The following is a 19,493-nucleotide window of genomic DNA, read 5'->3' on the forward strand; positions in this document are numbered from 1 at the left end:
GGTTACCGGGGAAGTTTTCCATCCCCGCAGCAAGCTAGCGGGGTATTCGACTGAAATAAAATAAAATAAGAGCTGATCCCAAAACTCAAAATTGCTTCTCTGAATCCTGTATTCTGAATAATCAATCAAGTTTCTGATCATGAAAACAATCTTGAAAATTCTTGATGATTAAGAACTAAATGGCTTTTGGGATAGGCTCATAAAATAAAATAAAATAAAAAAATAAAAATTAAACGGTTAGTGAAATATAAACGAATAAATTATTTTATAGTTTACGTTAAATTAGGGTTTCTACAAAAAACTTCAATTATACTTGGTTTTTGTTATCGAGTTATTTCCACCTGCAGTTACAGTTCTTTTTTGTTACCACTATATAACTTGTTCTTGCTACTGTGTCACTACCTTCATCGTTTGTTACTGTAAGTTTAACAGTATAACTCCCTGCTTTGGAATACTCATGCTTTGGGTTCTGCTTGGTTGAAGTTGTTCCGTCTCCAAAATCCCATTTCCATTTAGTCGGCTCTCCTGTGCTAGTATCAGTAAACTTTACACAAAGAGGACTAGAGCCTTTGGTAACAGCGCTGGTAAATTGTGCAACAAGAACGTTTGTATCCTCATCAGTGTTCTGAACGTCTGTATCCTCTTCATCAACAGTATTCTCTTCATCAGTATTCTGAACGTCTGTATCCTCTTCATCAACAGTATTCTCTTCATCAGTATTCTGAACGTCTGTATCCTCTTCATCAACAGTATTCTCTTCATCAGTATTCTGAACGTCTGTGTCCTCTTCATCAACAGTATTCTCTTCATCAGTACTCTGAGCGTTTGTAGAACTCAGGGCAAGGTCCAGAACATTTTCAAATTCTTGTTTGTCCGTGAGTCCAATGATTCTTGCAGTGGATCTATCCTTAGTGACTTTTCCATTTTCCTGCATGTAAGAGTATTTACTGTTCATAACAATTACAGTGGAGTCAGGAATAACATCTCCGGCTCCAAAATAACTTGCAAGTTCAGGGCTCTTATCTATATCTACGGACATGATTGTCGCTTTTCCCTTGTATTCTGTTGCAAGTGCCTGTAAAATAGGCTTCATTTCATTGCAGGATTCGCACCAATCAGCACCAAATTTTAATAAGACCGGGCCTTTTTCAAGGGCAGCGTTTATCTGCTCTAGTTGAGTCACTTCTACAACAGATCCCGTAGTTGCCTGAGAACTAGTGGAGCTTTTTTGTAATTCAGTATAGGTAATAACATTACCTGTTGCTGCACTTGCTGTTGTAATTGTTAATGTTGCTACAAAAAAGACTGCAAGAGAAACTGCCAGTAATTTTTTTACTTCATTAAACTGCTGTTTTAACATTTATTCACTCCTTTTTAAGGTTAATAAAAACTTTTGAGAGTTTAGTTAAATAATGTTTATAACATATCAGCATTTGTCATGCTGATGTCTATTAATCTATACTCTTGTTATATAAATATCGTTTTTAGATAAATAATGAGTTCTTTTTTATTTTTATATCAATTTCTGGACTACATCATCTCTTATTAGTTTATATTACGCATAAAATATTTTTTATTGTACAAAGGTTCCTATAGAATGTATTAGCTAAAACAATATTCAGAGGGTATCATTTTGATAATTATCCTTTACTTCAAATTTCAAAATATGATAATGTAAAATAGGATGTAATTTATAATATTTTACATACAATCTTAAAAAAATAAAACATTTAGATCCATGTATTTCCCACCATTGTAATGATAAGACACCTTCCAAAATGACAGTTTGCACTAAATAGGTAAAGAGAAGTCTCGGAAAAAAATTTTAATGTAAGTTTAGTTACCCACATGACAGCTAAACTAAACTAAAAAAACTAAGCTAACCCAAATGATTCTAAAACAACAATTAAGTTATAAAAATAAAAATCACTTCTGAAAATGAAATTTGTTTATGAAACCCATTATATACACACAATCTTTGAAAAATAGATTCCTGGTTATCACTGGAAACAAGATAACCTACAATTGAGTCTCTCAAGAAATTAGAAACAATCCTATACGCACAACGATAGGAAATAAGAATTGGAGTGATCCTGCCTAAACGTATCTGTTGCAAGAATAACCAAAAAGTGAGCTTTGAACTTCAAAAACGAGAAGCCTCGTGCGTGATTTGAACACGCGACCTAGTGATTACAAGTCACTCGCTCTACCGGGCTGAGCCAACGAGGCAATTGGAAAATACTGCGACTTACCTAAATACAATACTCACAGATAAACTTTATGGCCGGATTCTCCATTCGAAAATCATCTGTCTTTATTTACCTGTAGTCAGTTCTCATTTTTGTCAAGTGCCAGAGGTTATAGCACATAAACTTTATGAAAATCTTTTGCTTAGATCCAGCTTAAAACATTATGTTTTGGGTAACTGATGTTTCGTAAAGTAGATACTGAAGTTAGCGGCACTAAAACATGGTCTTATAGTAAAAGAGAGTGATTGATACAATAAGCCCAAAAAACAGCCGAAAGTTTACGTTATAGAGAGCATTGTATAATTGTATTTGTATAATTGTATTTGTATAATTGTATTTGTATAATTATATAAAAAGCGAAACTTGAACTTGCGGATCATGTTACTTTTATAGTTTTTTAAGTGTTTAAAGCAAAGGGAATAGAGATATTATTGAGAGTAGCTAAGGGAGCACAGGAAAGAAAAAGAATTTACGAGATGTGAAAAAGGAAATTTATGAGGCTTAATCATGGATCGAAGACAACGTTTTGAAAAATACGACTGGTTAATCTCAAAAACTCAAAGCATACTTAAACACTACAGTTGTCCTGAATCATGTGATGCGAGTTGCTGCAAACATCATATTGTTGATTTTCACAGAAAAGAATATGAAAAAATCTTAAAAAACGTAGATAGAAAAAGTGCAGGCATTTTAAAGTCGAATGCAGTAAAATCAGAATTGGAAGGATGTTATAAAGCAATAAATGCCGTCGATCAATGCCCATTATTGATAAACTCAAAATGCAGAATATACGATAATAGGCCGGAAGCGTGTAGAACTTTTCCTTTTGTAATTTTTCAGGATTCGGATGCCGGATTTGGTTTAACGTTGTTACTATGTCCGATGTCTGTTAACATAACTCACGATTATGCACAATGGTACAAACCAATAAACTCAACAATGTATAGTCAATTAAATTCCATGTACGAACAGTATAAAAACATAGACAAAAATAATGATTTTTGTATTCAAATAAAAGAACAGAATTTAGATTCATTCATAGAATTCTTGAAAGAAAGTAACCATTAATTATTCCTTTTTATACAGACCTTATTGCATAATCCTTATTATGTAATCTTTTTGCGCAATTCATATTACGTAACCCTTTTTGCGCAATTCATTTTACGTAACCCTTTTTGCGCAATCCGTTTTGTATAGTGTTCAAAGAAGAAAGGCAAGTATTATTTTACAGTAGTGTATTTGTTTTAATTGCTATATCCTAAAAGTTTGATGCAAGAGTGCAATTCGAACGCACGAACTTCTAACCAATATATATTATTAACCGAAGGGATAATATACCGCTTAAGATGTGGCAGGAAATTGCAAAATACGGGCGTAAACTGGTTGAACACGGGCTTGTCGAATCCAACTTTGGAAATATCAGCCTCAGGGCTGGCGACAGGATGCTTATTACCCGGACAGGTGCCGCACTTGACGAAATTACAGAGAATAACGTTGTTGAAGTTGATGTTTGGGGCACTTCTTCCCTGGATATAATCGCATCTTCCGAAGCCGTTGCACATAGAGAGATTTACAGGCAAACCTCAGCGCTTGCAATTATTCATGCTCATGCTCCGTATGCAGTTGTTGAGTCCCTGCTTGCAGGCTCTGAAGGAAGAATTTCACCGGTAGATAGTGAAGGGCAGTACTTCTTAGGAGAGATTCCTGTCGTCGGAGGAGGAATAGGCAGCCGTGAGCTTGCAGGAAATCTAGCAAATGCACTCTCAAAGTATAGAGGTGCTATAGTTTACAGTCACGGGACTTTTGCAATTGGAAAAACACTTGGAGATGCCTATATAGTGACCACGCAGCTTGAACATTCCTGCAAAGTTAAGTACCTGTACGAGTGTGCGAAAGCAGAAAAAGGAAATAAGTAAACTTATCTGTTGAGTAAGTGGATAACCATACAGCTTAAGTATAAATATAAATAAGCAGGTAAACACAGAAACGAATAAGTAAGCAAATCCAACCGAATACCGAGTAAGATCAGACGCCTGTTTTTGGGGCGGCTTTCTGTTACGGGTATGACCTAAAGAAAAAACTCGAGTACCATGACATTTAACACCCTGAGACCGTTTGCCTCAAAAATTATCGACCCACTAGCAGAGTATTTTGTTAGATATGAGGTCTCACCCAACACGGTTTCCATAGCTTCCCTTATCTGTGCATTTTTTGCAGGACTATGTTTTTATTACTCACCTGCATCCAGGGAATTTATCCTGCTGGCAGGCATCCTGGTAGTACTTAACTCAATCTTTGACGCCCTTGATGGAGTAATTGCACGGAAGTCAAATAGGGCAACCCCAAGAGGTGACTTTCTAGACCATGTTATTGATCGTTACTCGGATATTTTTATAATATGCGGTATATTTTTTGCAGGTTATGTTTCCTGGCAGTTAGGAGTTACGGCAATTGTAGGTGTGCTGCTTACAAGCTATCTCGGGACCCAGGCTCAAGCGCTCAGCCTTGGAAGATATTATGGAGGAATTATGGGCAGAGCTGACCGGCTTGTAGTTATAATTCTCGCAGCCTTCGGCGACTTTGCCTTTTCAGTGTCAATTGCGGGTTTTTCAATTCTTGGCTGGGCTGTCATTTTGATCGCTGTAACCAGCCATATAACAGCAGTCCAGAGAATCTATTATATATGGGAAAAACTGCAATAACAACATCCTTTTTTAATAGTTTTGTAAATTTAATTTGTTTCAATTATAATTTTGATTCAATTATAATTTTGTTTCAGTTCATTATTTCAGTTCATTATTTCAGTTCATTATTTCAGTTCATTATTTCAAGTAACAGAGACTTACCTCAGGCCTGAACATAGATTCATGTGGTAAATAAGTTAATGTAACAAAAATACAATTATCTGGCTATGTCATCTCAAGGAAAACTGTATGAGTATCTGGATCACACTGCAGATATCAAGTTTCAGGCTTACGGAAAAACTAGAGAAGAAGTGTTTGAAAATGCGGCTCTGGCTATGTTCAATGTTATAATTGATACCGAAAAAATCTCAGGAGACACCGTAAGAGAAATTTTCCTCAAGTCACCGGACCTGGAATCCCTGCTTGTGGACTGGCTTTCTGAACTTCTATATCTCTTTGAAGTTGATGAAATCGTTTTTAAGGAGTTTCGGATTGAGAAGATCAGGGAAGAAAAGGGTGAATACTCAATAACAGCTCAGGTACTGGGTAAGAAGTATTATCTCGAAAACCTCCCCTTTGAAACTGAAATTAAGGCTGTCACCTATAACCAGTTAGAAATAACGAAAGATGCTAACGGCTGGAAGGCTCAGGTTGTTATTGATATTTAAGGAAGCAGAAGTTTCTTTCTGTTCTCTGATACGGCTATTTTTTCTCTAACTATTTGTACCATGCATATCTTCATGTATAGGAATTATTATCCTATTTTACACTAAATATTTCAAGTATTATAAATATCTAAAATATATCTCAGTTTATCTAGTCCTGAACTGATTAAATCATATTAGATCAGCTTGGTTATAAGGAATTGATTTTAATCAGGCCTTTCCAAATTTATTGTGGCTTATTCATTATGGCTTTAATCTAGCCTAACACAATGCATTTGATCGTATTTCCAAAGTAATTTGCATAACTCTAGGAAAACAGAAGGTAAATTAGTAGCTCCAGAATTACATCTAAAGTAAAAGGAGCAGGGAGCACAAATTATGGTAGAAAGTGAAGATACAACTATCGAAGAATTAAGCACGGAAAATACACAGGAGGATGTAAAGGGTATGGTCAGGAAGCTTTCCGAGAACGAATGGGAGATTCCTGTCGGGCACATCCCGAACATGCGAGTTCCGGGCCGTCTGTTTGTATCCGAAAGTTTACTTGAAGGCATTGACCCAGGGACTATTGACCAGATTGCAAATGTAGCAACCCTCCCTGGCATTCAGAAGTACTCTATGGCAATGCCTGATGCTCATCTTGGCTATGGCTTTGCTATAGGAGGAGTTGCCGCTTTTGATGTAGAAGAAGGAATTATTAGCCCTGGTGGGGTTGGTTTTGATATCAACTGCGGAGTAAGGCTTATTCGCACTAACCTTCAGAAAGAAGAGGTAGTTCCGAATATAAAGAGATTAACTGACGAACTTTTTAGTAATGTACCTGCTGGTGTTGGTTCCAAAAGCCGACTCCGAGCATCGGACAAGGAACTGGACAGTGCTTTTCTTGAGGGAGCAAAATGGGCTGTAGAAGCCGGGTATGGCGTAGAGGCCGACTTTGAGCACTGTGAGGCAAACGGATATATGGAAGGAGCTGACCCTTCCCAGGTAAGCACAAAAGCCAGAAATAGAGGAAAACCTCAGTTAGGAACTCTTGGAAGTGGCAACCATTTTCTTGAGGTTCAGTATGTTGATAAGATCTATGATCAGGAGATAGCATCAACCTTTGGGCTTCAAGAAGGTCAGGTTACGGTAATGGTTCACTGCGGGTCAAGAGGTGCAGGACACCAGATCTGTACTGACCATCTGAAGGAACTCTCTCAGGCCGTAAAGAACTATAAAATTGAGATTCCGGACAAACAACTTGCCTGTGCCCCTGCCCAGTCAAAGGAAGCCCAGAACTATTTTAAAGCCATGCTCTGTGCTGCAAATTATGCATGGGCAAACCGTCAGATAATAACTCACTGGACAAGAGAATCGTTTGAAAAAGTATTTGGGAGAGATGCTGACGACATGGGCATGGATCTGCTTTATGACGTTGCTCACAACGTAGCAAAACTTGAAAAACATATCGTGGACGGCAGGAAAAAAGAGGTATACGTGCACAGGAAAGGAGCAACAAGAGCCTTTCCTCCAGGGCATCCTGAAGTCCCGGCCGTGTATAGGGATGTCGGTCAACCGGTACTGATTCCTGGAAGCATGGGAACTCCTTCATTTATATTGTGCGGTTCAGAAGAATCAATGAATGTTTCTTTTGGTAGTGCCTGCCATGGGGCTGGCAGGGTCATGAGCAGAGCACATGCAAAGAAAAAATTCTGTGGGCAGAGCATAAAAGAAAACCTTGAAGCTCGGGGCATTACAGTAAGAGCTACCCATCCTTCAGTTATTGCAGAAGAAGCTCCGGATGTATACAAGTCCAGCAGCGAAGTGGTAAATGTCGTACACGAACTCGGCATTGCTCGTAAGGTCGCAAAAGTTCTTCCTCTAGGGGTTACAAAAGGCTAACTGAAGATAAAAACGGCCGAGTTTAGACAAACGTAGAAATTATAGACTCAGGCACTGAATGAAGTTTCTATGGGAACTTAAGATCTATACGGACTTAAGATCTATACGGACTTAAGATCTATACGGACTTAAGATCTATAGGAACTTAAGATCTATAGACTAAAGTTTTAGCCCTCAATTTTAACCTTTAGTTTTAAAAAATCTTTAAAATTTTAGCTGTCTTTTGGTTCTGGTCAGTAAATCTGTGAACTCAAATAGGTTTGTGAACTCAAATAAATCTGTGAACTTCTTTAGGTTATAGGGTGAGGTTATTTGGATTCTTCCGTTGACTCCATCAAATATAAATTCGAATTGTCAGATTCTTGTCCCTGGAAGAATCGAAACACAATCATGCTTGAATACGAAAGTGTCTCGAAAGGCGTGCCATTTTCTCTGAATATGTTTGAAAAATATTTTATAAGGTTACGAATAACCCTTTCGTCTTTGAAGTCATGGAAAATAGTTACTGATTCGTTTCCAGGTTCAAGGGAGATTTCTATATTTTTGACAAGCTGGGTTGAAAGATACATTTTTCGGAACTGGACCAGCAAATCAGGAAGAGTCATATCGCTTACCGACTGCTTGCAAAGGCGTTCAAGAATTTTTGTCGGGTTTGGGACTTCGCCAGTTGCAAAAATTTCAAACTGGCTCCGATGAAGAGTCACGAGATTGAATCTCTCAGCATTATAGGTGTACATGAGCTGAGTCCAGAATTCGGTATTATCGTCCAATTCCTTACATAAAATATCAAGATATCCAAAATGTTTCCGGATTCCGGGCATTATCTCATTCGATGAGATAGAAGTGTTTCTTTTGAAAGAAATCTGAGTCGAGTTTGATCTCCTGAAAACGTGCTCAACGTCAAGCTGTTTCCATCTGGAAAGGAAATGAGCCACCAATTGAGAAAAAAAGTCTCTACTGTGGACAGTCGAATTGGAAATAAGTACCAGTGCAGACTCAGGGTTATTTATATCTTCGCACTTTATTGAAGTTCGAATTACCCATTGATAACTTCTAGAAACCCTGTTAAGATAATCTTCAAGTTGTTTCATATTCTGAATCTCAAACGGATTGATAAGCTCATTAACAAGCTCCTCATCCGTAAGCCTGCCCCTGGTACACCTGAACAGCCATTCAAGCATCGTTTTATTTATAACGATATTTTCTCCGTTCTGGATAGTCTCGTTTAATTCTTCTTTTGCAGGGGTTTCTTTTAAAAATCGGATTGCTTCATCAATGCTTTTATGATATAAGAGAGCCGTATCCGAAATTTCAATGGTATCCCTGACTGCAGCACTCAAATTCCCGTTATTGGCATCCAGAAGGGGCTGTAACTTTTTAAGGTATTTATCATCCAGGGAAATGTTCTTTCTGATTAGCATATTTTCACCCGATAAATCCGGTTTCCTGGCTATTTATGCTATGATCCGTTTTGATGCCCGTAAAATCAGGATTTCTTGTGATTTCTGGTTAATGTTTAGAAAAACATTTTTTCTAAAGAAGTAAACCGCGAATCCTAAAAGTTCTTATTTAGAGCTCTAGTTATGGTACTGGTAAGTGCTACCGAATATTAAATCTTTCTATTTATTACTACTCTTTGATGATTAGGATTAAAAGATGTTCCATCCAAAGTCCCAATTAATTTTAAAATATAATACAATATTGGCATACCTACGAATTCCGTAGAATTGCCTGATGTATATTTTTGTATGTCATCGTACTTTTGAAGTTTAGTTAAATTTTTATAGTGTTGAGCTAAAGACTTGACAACCGACCAGAAACGAATGGCACTGGTTCACAACACTTTATATATATATGTACAGAGAGTGTACAATATGCAAATAAGAAATATTGGGATGTAAGTCGGACTGCTATAACCTGGAAGATCGCATTATTGATTTCACCCTATCCTTACAGTTTGTATAACCTTCTATTATTTACCCTAATTTAATTTTAAGGGCATAGGTTGACATGTTCAAAATCCGTGAGTTTCTTAGTAGATTGTATAGATCCTGCTTAAGCACAGAGTAAAAACTCACAGGTTATTACAATTTTACTGAAAACTCACAATCTTCAGAGGCGATAACAGTCCCAAAAAGCGAGTTTGGGAGTGGATTCATAAGTACCTGGCAGGTTCCGACGGACTATCTAGCCAGCCAGGAACTTTTCTCCTGAAGAAAGACAAAACTTTTTAATATAATTACGTTTTCCGTTCTAGCTCATACATAACACCCTTATTTCCCGAAATTCAAGAACATTTCAATAAATTTGATTTTTGTAAATTGTTTGTATAATAAATAGAGAAGATTCGACAGAGATTGATATTTATTGAAATTCTCTCATATTTCTCCTATTTAATTGGTATTATGTTTTCTCTGGCTTGTCAAAATATCTTTTATTTTTTAGGTTTATAGAGGCATTATATTTTAAAGTAAACAAACGAAATATTTTAGATTAAATAGTCAGTTTTTTCTAAAAATATGCAGATGATAGGAATAAGTTCTGAAAGTCGGTACAGAAACCAAAAATAAGAGATTCCAGAAGTAGTATAGAGAATAAGACAGAAGACAATATCCAGAAGTAAGTGCAGAAAACAAGATAAGAGATTCCAGAAGTAGTATAGAGAATAAAGACAGAAGACAATAGGAAAAAAAAGATAGAAATTCAAGAGAATAAGAACCTGAATAGTGAGAGAGCTACAAAAACGTTTTAAAAGAAGAAAAAGCAAAGGAAAATTTCCTCTGCTTTTGAGTCCTGAGACTCTATTAATTTGTTCTTTTTTAGTTATGTCAACTTGGTTACCGGGTGGTTTTCCAGGTCTGCGATCTCGACGCCAAGTTCCTTTGCAGTTTCACCGAGCATAATGTCGACCATTGCAACAGCCGGGAAAATCTGGTTGACGTTTTCGATAGGACCATAGAGCAGGTAGTCCGAACCTGCAATCAGGGCCACCAGGTTGGTACCAATGTCTGCAGGCATGTAGATTGCCTTGGGGTCAGGCTGAGTCTTCTTGAATTTGCGGAGCCAGTCCCATGCCGAAGCCATGTTGTGGTATCCACCGCCTATTGGCAGCCCGAACTTTGCTTTCAGTGTGGGTACCGAGCGGATTGTTGCGCCTGAGCCTGCACCGAGAGGCATGGCTGCAACGTCGATAATGGGATACTTTATTCCACATTCCTTTGCGACCTGGAGCATACCCTTGGTCTGTCCGGAACCGCCGACTTCAAGGATATCAACCTTTCCTTTTACGGTAGGATCGGTTGCGTTGAAGGCAAGGACGATTGCAGCTGATACGTCGCTTTCTGTGAGGATATCGATTTCTTCCTGTTCAATACTTGCGTTGATCGAGTTGTGGATTGCCCTGTCTGCAACACCTATTTCGGTACAGTACTGAGCTGCGGCTGCACGCACATTTCCGGCTGAAGAGTCGATCAGGAAAGGTGTCCTGTCGTCAATCTCAATGAACCAGTCAATATAGCGCTTGATCGCTTCAGGAGTTTCCCCTACAATCTGGTTTACATAGGGGAGCCCGGTGGCATCGCTCAGTGAAACCTGGGTGTTCCAGAGGGTTTCTGCAGCTGCTCTGTCGAAGATACCCTTGTCTTCATCGGTCACAATCTTGTGCCTTGCATAGAACATAGTACTGACTAACACGGTTGGGTTTTCACCCGGCTGTCCGCCGAATTTAACTCCGCCGATTTCAAAAACTTCCTGTTTCTTGTCAAACTTGAACATTTTGATCCCTCACTTACATGAACATTGATGATACCACGGTATATATCAGGAAGAGTAGCAGGCCAATAACTCCGCCGTAAAGAATTCCAATATCCCTTCCTACTTTCTTTCCGATTTTTTGCGCAACTTCACTGTTGACAAACTCAATCTTTTCATCGATCTTATCGAGCCTTTTCATTACTTCGTTAAATTCACCTGGCTCTACAAATGCTGCTGGTGCTTTTCCATCCATATTATTCACCTCACCAGACAAGTAACGGGAGTACAATGATCATCAGCAGTGAAAAGATGAAACCTGCTGCAAAGCCAATTACTCCGGTGGCCGCAACCCCGGAATCCAGCTTCTGGTTTCTCGCAATCAACTGTGCTCTATATCGAATGCTCTCAACAGTAGCATCAATTGCACCCATCTGAGGGGCAAGCACCATTGGGACGCCTTTGTCGTATTCTTCTGCCATTTTCATTACCTCCCTAGCAGTAATAATCCAAGCAGGGATATGGTTATTGTCAACCCTATCATGGCGCCTTCGATCTTTCCTGCGTGAACACCTGAGTGGAACTTGTTCAAGTTTCCTATATCCATCATGCGGGCTTCAATTGCTTTCAGTCTGCTCCGGATAACTGCAATTTCCCCCGAGACAGGTCTGACAGCGCCGCCCTCTTCTTCTTCTCCGCCCTCTTCACTGATTTCCACAACCAGTGGTTCTGCATCAAAGGCACCCGGGTCTTTTGAGGCCAATTCTCTAACTTTGGAGGTAATAGCACCCATATCCTCGGTATCCAGAAGGTTGACAACCTGAACCTGTTCCTGGAAACGGGCGATTGCAGCTGGATTCAGGTTTTCCACATATGGGATTGCACCTGTTGCCCCTGCAATCCTGTTTTCTTTTACACCGTTTGCATGGAGGGCCATAATTGACTGGCCGGTAATGTGCCCTTTGACTTCAGAGCCAGTCACAAGCAGGTATCTGATATTAGGATTTGAGATAACGTGAGCAACTACCTTTTCGATACCGAGATTTTCAGTCTTACACGATCCGGTAACGGCTGCACCTGCATCAAGGACCGGCTTTCCCGGAAGGTGAGACCCGCAGGTAATTACAAGTACACAGTTCTTGGCATCGCCTACTTCATATTCTCCTTTCAGGATAGGCCATCCTGGGGCTGGTTCTCTCTTATCTGCCATTTTACACCACCCCTTTCATCAAACTTGATATATATATGATAAGGGCAAGTAACCCGCTGAAGGCAAGACCTATAACGACTCCGTAAAAAGTGTTTCCGTAAAATCCTGCCATATAGGAGGTGTTCTCACGCCCTGGCCAGGAACTAAGGAGTGGTTTGCTGGGCGAAAGGGAATTAACCAGGTCATCTGCAACTGCATCCAGTTTGTCCATTCTCTCAAATACTGGCTCCATGGAATACTGAATTGAGTCTTTCCGTTCCTGTGTCACGGTTCCCGTGTCCGGGTCCAGAACTAAATTTATCTCGGGAGCTATTCTGACCATGCTCATTGTAGTTCCTCCGAACTTGGCAACAGACCGGTTCCAACGACTGCGTATGCGTCTCTCTTAATAAGTGCATAATGCTTGCTGAAAGCAAAGTACCAGATGACAATGCCTACAAACATGTTTAAGCCAGCAGCCATTAATCCTTCATGGAGTGAAGAAGCAAACCCTGCAATTATTAATGCAATTGCTCCCTTTTCAACAGCAAGCATGAGAGTTCTGTCCTGCTTCTCATCAGGTCCCAGGCTAGCATTGAAGGGGTGAAGGATTCCCATACCACCTATTATAAAGATCAGTGCAATGTATCCGTTTGCAACGACGTTTTGGACAACTAAAGCAAAATCGAAAGATCCGGCAATAACAACGCTCAATCCGAGAATTACAAGGGTACCTGCCCCCGCAATCTCTACCATTGCCTGCTCCATAATGGGGATACCCATGCCGATTACTTTGTTCGCAAGGGCACCAATAACACCACCTATAATTGCTGCTACAACGAAAGCAACAATAGGCCCTGCAACGCCTCCTATTGAAAGCCCGAAGAGAGATGCTAAAATACCCATACCAAGGGCAAGCATACCTATTGATGGGACACCTGTACCAAGTCCATAGCTTGCGACACGGCGAACCGCATCAGCACCCCAGACCGTTGCGCAGATTGCCCCAAGGCCTCCGAAGAAGGAATATGCTGGAGGCATGAAGTTACCAAGGTATATTCCGGCAAGGCCGCCGACTATACCTAAAGCCATTATTGTTTGTGGAGGATAACCGCCTTTGGCTTCTCCTCCTGCTCCACCTGCAGACATTTTAAATACCTCCGAGCTGTGCGATTGCAACTACCGCCACAATGGCGCACAGTATTGTTGCTATGAGGGAAGAAACTACAGCTTTTGGCCATTTTTTGAATTTCGGATCGTGGAACCCTTCAATTGTACCTCCTATGTTATAGGAAGGAATTACAGCGTTCACAAAGAAAATGCCTATTGCAAATATTGCTGCAACTGCTACAAGTGGGTTTCCTGTAACTGCATTGGTAATTCCAGCGCGCTCCAGTCCTACACTCATACCCACTTCAATAAGTGAATAATAAACAAGGGAACCTCCGATTCCACCAAGGCCTCCTCCAATAACTCCGCTCACAAAGCTTACAGTTGGAAGACCGTGCCCTTCAGTACCCTGGGATACATACAGATCCTGCCTGTACTTTGTAATAGGGTCAACTTTTACTTTTGCTGAAGAAGGCACAACACCCACACCATAAACATAGACCAAGGTACCAACGATCATGGTCACAGCGATCATAATCATTGCACCCACTGCACCTGAGGCAAGAATTAGCGGAAGGTTGTCTGTTACGTTCATCATAAAACCTGCACTAACAAGCCCTGTCAGACCTGCTCCTGCTGCCAGCTGCACTGTACCTGTACCGATACCAGTTGCTTGGGCCATAGCTGCAGGTGCACCACCTACAGGCACGAAGTGGACACTCCAGGAGATCAGAACGCCACCAATTGTGATTAGGGCCATCCAGATGATATTTCCAAAGAGAGCGTCAATCATGCTGAAGCCTCCTCAGTCTTATCTTCCTTGTAGGGTCCATATGCTCTGCGGGCTTCGACTTCCATCTTCCAGTTCCAGATAATTAAAATAAAGACAATGACAACGCCTGCAATAACAGAGAGCCAGCCTAAAGTCAGGCCTTTTGCAGGATCAAAAATAGTGGTTATCCAGCTTCCAAGGAATACAGTCATACCAAAAGCAAGCCCTGTGACAGGACCTCCAAACTTGGCACAGAACCAGGAATTATCGAACCCATCCCTTAGCCCGGATTCGGCATATCTTACAATGTTTCCTGAGTTTGAAGCGTTCAGTCCCGAACCGAATTCAAACTGCTGGAACTCACGTTCTGCACCGTAGTGAACGTCGCCTGTTGACGATCCGATTGCACCTACTGTAATACCCCAGATAAAAGCCAGCATAGTTAGTGGGAAGGGGTGTCCAAGTACAACGGTCATCAAGTATGATACCACTAAAATACAGAAGGTTGTTATGAACGCATATCCCATAATTGCCGGAGTGTGAGCTCTGATCATATCAAGATAAATCGGCTGCTTGAACCGGCTCTGACTGGCACATCTGCCCATTGTAGAAGTTATCGCAAAAGTACCGTGTACGCATGCTGCAATGAGGGAACCGAATACCAGTGCAAAAAGTGGGGACATCGTAAACTCACTTATTAATACTGTTGCAACGGCTGCACCAATCGAACACATTAATGCATTTGATGGCGGTTCTCCAGATATAGCTTTATTAAATATTCTGTGGGGAAACATCATTTGGGGAGCTAGCTGCACCTGAGAGTTAGGGTTACTCTGCGAGCCTATATCAGATTCCAGATCTTCCGAGGCACCTGCAATGGTCGCAGCCACTCCGATAAGTGCAAGCACTCCCATGCTTATGAGTGGTTCCATTCATTTTCCTCCTTTTATATTATTACATGTAATAAGGTGGATTCAAAAAACGCTGTATATTTTTTAAATCGTCTGCCATATCATTACAAAGAAATATGATTATGACGCGCGTTAATTTTTTGATTAGAGAGGATCATTCATAAACCTTTCGAAATATGTATGCTTTTAAAATATTATTAGATGGGTATATAATATACAATCAATTTTATAAGATAGATGGCGCAGGTAAAAGTACACAAAATCGTATATTTATATAAATAAAAAAATTCTACTTTCTCCAATATAATATAAAGATTCCGATCTTAACCAGTGAATTTTTGCGTTTAGATTTGAAAAATATATGTGGTATTTTTATATTAATGAGTTATTCCGTTGTGGTTATTATAATATTGAGTTTTATAGAATATTTACTATATTAACTTTTTAGTTTATTTAAGGAAAGAAAAAGGTATGTTTTCTGTACCATAAAGTACAAATAATTTAATACTGCATGTGTCTATGAAAAAAGTATATCTATCACAGAAAACTATATATTTTCTTAAAAGAATATTTATAAATAAAATTGTACTGTTTGCTGGATAACATTTAATTATATATAAATATGTTGGGTGACTTTATAAAATTAATAAAATGAAGAACTGCATGGCTGCAGTCCAATAGAAATTAATGTATATTTTCAACTTTGCCAAAAAACAAATAATTAATTTTGAAAGTCAACTAACTATATTTATACTGTTGTGAATTTGATTACTGAAGGCTTCAACTGAAGGCTTCAGAAAAGGATTTTTATATTTAGTTTCCTTGATTAATGCGTGATTTTAGGAGCCTCATCATTTGCCGGTCATCCTGGGGACTTGAAAGAACATGTCGAGTTTATAGAATTGTATGTCCCCAAACTTGGAATCTACAACGGTTCGACACTTGAGATTGAAAAGCTTGATAGAGTACTTGATGAAATCTCGATCTATAATTTTGCAGTTACAGTTCATGCCCCTTACTCTTCAGGAGACTCGAAATATCCTTCAGCTCTCCAGATTGACACTGCAAAAATGGGCAAGAGAGAATTTACACTTATGGAAGAGTCAATCGCGCTTGCAAATCAGGTAGAAGCCCCTGTTGTGGTATTACATCCGGGAAGAATTGGGCCTGACAGGGAAAAATCTTATTACTCTATGATCAAAAACCTCAACAAACTTGCATCCGTGGCTGATGACTATGGAGTTACTCTGGGCCTTGAAAATAAGGAAAGTACAGATCCTTCGAACTTTTGCTGTGAAGCCGAAGAGCTTTCCCTGGCTATAGAAGCTGTGAACTCCGAACACTTGAAAGCTACCTTTGATATAGGACACGCAAACCTTACCTGTGAAGGAAATCCTGAAAAACTCAAGGAATTTATCCTAACCTTGAAAAAACATATTATCCATCTTCACCTTCACGATAATAGCGGGCACTGGACAGAAAAATACGATGGAGACGAGCATATGGCTCCGGGAGAAGGCTGTGTGGACTTTTCTGCCCTCAAATTGCTTTCGGGATATAAAGGCGTCTATAATTTTGAAGTATTCTCTCTCGAAGACCTCATTTTTGGAAAAAAGACCCTTGAGAAAGCATTCAAGCTTTAACTTTTGCTTAAAATATAAATAAGAAATAGATGGATTCTGTAGAACCCTAACCTTTACTTAAAAAATTCCAGACTTACGTTTTTCTGGCCAAGTACTTTGTTTAATTCTTCATAGGCTGTGAAAAGTTCTCTCTTTTGTCTTCCCATGATTTCAAGAGTAGGCTCGGCCTTGAGCCATATGTCCCGATCTCCGCTACCTCTAGTTATCGCGACACAAGAAAGCATATCCCCATGGGTTAATCTGTATACGGAATCAATCCCCGTAGGAGTTATCCAGGCAGGATAACTGATCTTAAGCCGTTCTATTATTTCATGCCAGTCGAGGTTTCCTGAAGCTCGGAGATTAAGCTGGAGATGAGCACGTTCTCCGGTAATTTTTTCATCAATATTTTCAAGAAAAGCGCTGTACGACTTATCTGCTTCACTGATCTCCTTTGCTTCGTAACGAGCAAGATTTTCGGCCTCCTCTTTGAAAAAGGGTGCAAGATTGATCTTACTCGAGGGTTTTGTCATAAGGGACACTCCAACGAAGACAATTGCACTCATGGTCATTCCTACAATTACCCCGTGAGCTGTGAGGATCGGGTGGATGGTCTCAAGATAGTTGGTACCCATAGGTGGTGTTTTTATGAGATCCACAGCCACAAGAGCCACTTGAATAAAGAATCCCACAATCATTCCTGCAAAAGCTCCTTCTTTAGTAGCCCGTTTCCAGTATAAGCCTCCCATTAGAGGGAAAAAATAGGATGAGCTTGCAATGAAGGTTGCAATTTGAATAGCACCGATAATGTCTGGAATTACAAATGAGCCTGCTGTTGCCGCAAGTATAATAGCAACGACAGTGATTCTGTTTACAGCAAGCATTTCTTTCATTGTAGCATCAGGTTTTATATATCTCTGAAAAATGTCCCTGGAGACACAGGAGGCTCCTGAAGTTGAAAAGGTGTCCGTACACGACATTGAAGCTGCCGCAAGTCCAATTGCGCTTAAGGATATGATCACAGGAGAAGAAGCAAAACGTGTGTTGACAAAGTTAAGGAGTGCAGGTTCTGCCATGCCCATGCCTGCAGGAAAACCCATCTTTGCGATTTCAGGATATACGGAATTGAGAGCTATTGCAATTACAGCACAAGCTGCGAAGACTACGGAAATCATGAGAGCACCGATTATCATTCCGCGACTGGCAGATTTTGCATCTCTTGCAGCCCAAACCTTCTGCCAGGGATCCTGCTCAGTAATCCAGCCAGGGATTAAGGCAAAGCTGAGTATCAATATTAGAGGAAGACCGACTGAGAAAGGATTCCACCAGCTAGCAGACACATTTCCAAAAAGCTGAGATGCACTTATTGCAGTAGTGTTAAGTCCTCCGTCAGCTACTGTTCCTACTGATGCAAAAGCCATTCCCACTGAGAAGAGGGCAAGGAAAGCAAACTGGATAACATCTGTCCAGATAACCGCTGAAAGTCCTCCCAAAGTAACATAGAGAGAAACTGAGATCGCAATGATGGCCGCAGCATAAAGTGGATCAAGGCCATAAAATACCTGCAACACCAGAGAAAGCCCTTTAATATCCGATACTGAAAAAAGGGTCATTACCACAGTAATAATCACTGCAATTGGCAATCTTATTGAACTGCCATAACGTTGTTCTAGAAGCTCAGGTTGTGTGATTGCAGGCAGACTTTTAATCTTCCTTACAAGCACAGCAATAACAAGGAGAGCAAGGATATTAGGAGCCACAAATTCCCATATAGAACCCATTCCTCCGAGCATAAAATACCCGACAACTGCAAGAATTCCACCAGCTGTTAACCACGAAGCTGCAGCCGAAAAACCTATCGCTATCGGCCCTATCATGCGGCCAGCAAGCCAGAAATCGGTGATGGACTTCTGTCTACTATTAAAATACCAGCTAATAGCCACAAGTACGGCTATATAGACTGTAAGCATTACAAGGAAAATACTATAGCCATTCATAAATAAACCTTCAAACATATTAGGATATATGTAAGCAATTCATTTTATCGAATTTTCAAGATGTTATTCAACTTTCAAATATAGAGTTTTATATATATGCTCATCGTATCGGCATAGAGATAAATAAACATTTACTTTCACTATAAAATTTATTCACCTTTTCACAGTCATATAAGCACCTTTTTTTATAGCTAGACAAGCTAACTTGAATTAAAACAATTATTATATTTATTATTTTTATCATAAGTTTGTATTAAAATAAGTTCAGGATACTTTTATAATTTCCGTCATCTTTTCAGGATATAATGGCAAATAAAAAATTGACTGTACTGTAATTACTTGAGCAGACCGAAGCACGGATAATAGTTGACAGGAATATAGCGATTCACGCTTCAGGAGATATTAAGGTGAGGAGTCAAGTACATATCTTTCTGAAACCTGAGAACATAGTTTTAAGTAAGACTTCCGCACAATCCAGCATCAGAAACTCTTTACAGGGCAAGGTTACTGAAATCTGGATGCTGGAACTCTTTTCGGGCGAAAGTTGACTTTGGCATTTTCCTTATGTCCTTATAACCCAATATAATAAATAGAGAAAATAGGTACTCTTCCTTGAGTTCCGGTGTATGCCCAGTTCAGGGCAAGTTCTGTCCATGTACTCCG

17 protein-coding genes and 1 tRNA gene are annotated in these 19,493 nt (G+C 39.7%); 6 read left to right on the plus strand and 12 right to left on the minus strand.

The features are described from left to right. Positions 1-331: 331 nt before the first annotated feature. Both ASJ81_RS24005 and ASJ81_RS18875 read right to left on the minus strand, forming a co-directional pair. Positions 332-1,360, minus strand: a complete 1,029-nt coding sequence (locus ASJ81_RS24005; RefSeq protein WP_245860322.1) for a PKD domain-containing protein — start codon at positions 1,358-1,360, stop codon at positions 332-334. Positions 1,361-2,155: 795 nt separating this feature from the next. Then, positions 2,156-2,229, minus strand: a tRNA-Thr gene (locus ASJ81_RS18875). Positions 2,230-2,756: 527 nt separating this feature from the next. On the opposite strand from ASJ81_RS18875, the gene ASJ81_RS18880 reads away from it, so the two are divergent. From ASJ81_RS18880 to ASJ81_RS18900, 5 genes are all read left to right on the plus strand, one after another. Further along, positions 2,757-3,317 (plus strand): YkgJ family cysteine cluster protein, encoded by a 561-nt coding sequence (locus ASJ81_RS18880; protein WP_095645703.1) that lies wholly within the window; start codon positions 2,757-2,759, stop codon positions 3,315-3,317. 278 nt (positions 3,318-3,595) lie between these two features. Next, positions 3,596-4,165 carry an aldolase gene (locus tag ASJ81_RS18885; protein WP_095645704.1) on the plus strand — a complete coding sequence of 190 codons (570 nt, stop codon included), beginning with the start codon at positions 3,596-3,598 and terminating at the stop codon, positions 4,163-4,165. A gap of 174 nt (positions 4,166-4,339) precedes the next feature. Then, entirely contained in the window at positions 4,340-4,951 is a 612-nt protein-coding gene (locus ASJ81_RS18890; protein ID WP_095645705.1) for a CDP-alcohol phosphatidyltransferase family protein, read from the plus strand. 209 nt (positions 4,952-5,160) lie between these two features. Further along, on the plus strand, positions 5,161-5,601 hold the full coding sequence (locus tag ASJ81_RS18895; RefSeq protein ID WP_095645706.1) for an archease: 441 nt from the start codon (positions 5,161-5,163) through the stop codon (positions 5,599-5,601). A 375-nt stretch (positions 5,602-5,976) separates the two neighbouring features. After that, positions 5,977-7,479 (plus strand): RtcB family protein, encoded by a 1,503-nt coding sequence (locus tag ASJ81_RS18900; RefSeq protein ID WP_095645707.1) that lies wholly within the window; start codon positions 5,977-5,979, stop codon positions 7,477-7,479. A gap of 308 nt (positions 7,480-7,787) precedes the next feature. Here ASJ81_RS18900 and ASJ81_RS18905 read toward each other — a convergent pair whose 3' ends face one another. The 9 genes from ASJ81_RS18905 to mtrE form a co-directional block, all read right to left on the minus strand. Continuing rightward, entirely contained in the window at positions 7,788-8,900 is a 1,113-nt protein-coding gene (locus tag ASJ81_RS18905; protein WP_095645708.1) for a hypothetical protein, read from the minus strand. A 1,402-nt stretch (positions 8,901-10,302) separates the two neighbouring features. Further along, positions 10,303-11,253 (minus strand): tetrahydromethanopterin S-methyltransferase subunit H, encoded by a 951-nt coding sequence (gene mtrH, locus ASJ81_RS18910; protein WP_095645709.1) that lies wholly within the window; start codon positions 11,251-11,253, stop codon positions 10,303-10,305. Positions 11,254-11,266: 13 nt separating this feature from the next. Then, positions 11,267-11,485: a tetrahydromethanopterin S-methyltransferase subunit MtrG gene (mtrG, locus tag ASJ81_RS18915; protein WP_048108282.1), complete on the minus strand. Its 219-nt coding sequence runs from the start codon at positions 11,483-11,485 to the stop codon at positions 11,267-11,269. Between the two features lie 10 nt (positions 11,486-11,495). Then, complete coding sequence (locus tag ASJ81_RS18920) at positions 11,496-11,717, minus strand: tetrahydromethanopterin S-methyltransferase subunit F (protein WP_048108284.1); 222 nt, start codon at positions 11,715-11,717, stop codon at positions 11,496-11,498. Then, positions 11,717-12,439 (minus strand): tetrahydromethanopterin S-methyltransferase subunit A, encoded by a 723-nt coding sequence (gene mtrA / locus ASJ81_RS18925; protein WP_095645710.1) that lies wholly within the window; start codon positions 12,437-12,439, stop codon positions 11,717-11,719. The genes ASJ81_RS18920 and mtrA overlap by 1 nt, the downstream gene beginning before the upstream one ends. Position 12,440: 1 nt before the next feature. Next, the gene (locus tag ASJ81_RS18930) at positions 12,441-12,767 is read right to left on the minus strand and encodes a tetrahydromethanopterin S-methyltransferase subunit B (RefSeq protein ID WP_095645711.1); all 327 of its coding nucleotides are present in this window, start codon (positions 12,765-12,767) and stop codon (positions 12,441-12,443) included. Beyond that, complete coding sequence (gene mtrC, locus ASJ81_RS18935) at positions 12,764-13,567, minus strand: tetrahydromethanopterin S-methyltransferase subunit MtrC (RefSeq protein ID WP_095645712.1); 804 nt, start codon at positions 13,565-13,567, stop codon at positions 12,764-12,766. The genes ASJ81_RS18930 and mtrC overlap by 4 nt, the downstream gene beginning before the upstream one ends. A 1-nt stretch (position 13,568) precedes the next feature. Further along, positions 13,569-14,321, minus strand: coding sequence for a tetrahydromethanopterin S-methyltransferase subunit D (gene mtrD, locus ASJ81_RS18940; RefSeq protein ID WP_048108290.1), 753 nt, complete (start codon positions 14,319-14,321; stop codon positions 13,569-13,571). Continuing rightward, on the minus strand, positions 14,318-15,232 hold the full coding sequence (gene mtrE, locus ASJ81_RS18945; protein ID WP_095645713.1) for a tetrahydromethanopterin S-methyltransferase subunit E: 915 nt from the start codon (positions 15,230-15,232) through the stop codon (positions 14,318-14,320). Before mtrE ends, mtrD begins: the two co-directional genes overlap by 4 nt. An 812-nt stretch (positions 15,233-16,044) precedes the next feature. On the opposite strand from mtrE, the gene ASJ81_RS18950 reads away from it, so the two are divergent. Continuing rightward, positions 16,045-16,854 carry a sugar phosphate isomerase/epimerase family protein gene (locus tag ASJ81_RS18950; protein ID WP_095645714.1) on the plus strand — a complete coding sequence of 270 codons (810 nt, stop codon included), beginning with the start codon at positions 16,045-16,047 and terminating at the stop codon, positions 16,852-16,854. A 53-nt stretch (positions 16,855-16,907) separates the two neighbouring features. On the opposite strand, the gene ASJ81_RS18955 is transcribed toward ASJ81_RS18950, so the two are convergent. After that, complete coding sequence (locus ASJ81_RS18955) at positions 16,908-18,830, minus strand: sodium:solute symporter family protein (RefSeq protein ID WP_095645715.1); 1,923 nt, start codon at positions 18,828-18,830, stop codon at positions 16,908-16,910. Positions 18,831-19,493 lie beyond the last annotated feature (663 nt).

Source organism: Methanosarcina spelaei (genome assembly GCF_002287235.1).
In the GTDB taxonomy this organism is placed as follows: domain Archaea; phylum Halobacteriota; class Methanosarcinia; order Methanosarcinales; family Methanosarcinaceae; genus Methanosarcina; species Methanosarcina spelaei.

What these genes read in the sequence shown, in the direction of transcription:
- ASJ81_RS18920 (WP_048108284.1), bottom strand. Translation starts at nt 11,717, where the DNA reads ATGAAAATGGCAGAAGAATACGACAAAGGCGTCCCAATGGTGCTTGCC.
- ASJ81_RS18890 (WP_095645705.1), top strand. Translation starts at nt 4,340, where the DNA reads ATGACATTTAACACCCTGAGACCGTTTGCCTCAAAAATTATCGACCCA.
- ASJ81_RS18880 (WP_095645703.1), top strand. Translation starts at nt 2,757, where the DNA reads ATGGATCGAAGACAACGTTTTGAAAAATACGACTGGTTAATCTCAAAA.
- mtrD (WP_048108290.1), bottom strand. Translation starts at nt 14,321, where the DNA reads ATGATTGACGCTCTCTTTGGAAATATCATCTGGATGGCCCTAATCACA.
- ASJ81_RS24005 (WP_245860322.1), bottom strand. Translation starts at nt 1,360, where the DNA reads ATGTTAAAACAGCAGTTTAATGAAGTAAAAAAATTACTGGCAGTTTCT.
- ASJ81_RS18930 (WP_095645711.1), bottom strand. Translation starts at nt 12,767, where the DNA reads ATGAGCATGGTCAGAATAGCTCCCGAGATAAATTTAGTTCTGGACCCG.
- ASJ81_RS18885 (WP_095645704.1), top strand. Translation starts at nt 3,596, where the DNA reads ATGTGGCAGGAAATTGCAAAATACGGGCGTAAACTGGTTGAACACGGG.
- ASJ81_RS18955 (WP_095645715.1), bottom strand. Translation starts at nt 18,830, where the DNA reads ATGAATGGCTATAGTATTTTCCTTGTAATGCTTACAGTCTATATAGCC.
- ASJ81_RS18895 (WP_095645706.1), top strand. Translation starts at nt 5,161, where the DNA reads ATGTCATCTCAAGGAAAACTGTATGAGTATCTGGATCACACTGCAGAT.
- mtrA (WP_095645710.1), bottom strand. Translation starts at nt 12,439, where the DNA reads ATGGCAGATAAGAGAGAACCAGCCCCAGGATGGCCTATCCTGAAAGGA.
- ASJ81_RS18900 (WP_095645707.1), top strand. Translation starts at nt 5,977, where the DNA reads ATGGTAGAAAGTGAAGATACAACTATCGAAGAATTAAGCACGGAAAAT.
- mtrG (WP_048108282.1), bottom strand. Translation starts at nt 11,485, where the DNA reads ATGGATGGAAAAGCACCAGCAGCATTTGTAGAGCCAGGTGAATTTAAC.
- mtrC (WP_095645712.1), bottom strand. Translation starts at nt 13,567, where the DNA reads ATGTCTGCAGGTGGAGCAGGAGGAGAAGCCAAAGGCGGTTATCCTCCA.
- mtrH (WP_095645709.1), bottom strand. Translation starts at nt 11,253, where the DNA reads ATGTTCAAGTTTGACAAGAAACAGGAAGTTTTTGAAATCGGCGGAGTT.
- mtrE (WP_095645713.1), bottom strand. Translation starts at nt 15,232, where the DNA reads ATGGAACCACTCATAAGCATGGGAGTGCTTGCACTTATCGGAGTGGCT.
- ASJ81_RS18905 (WP_095645708.1), bottom strand. Translation starts at nt 8,900, where the DNA reads ATGCTAATCAGAAAGAACATTTCCCTGGATGATAAATACCTTAAAAAG.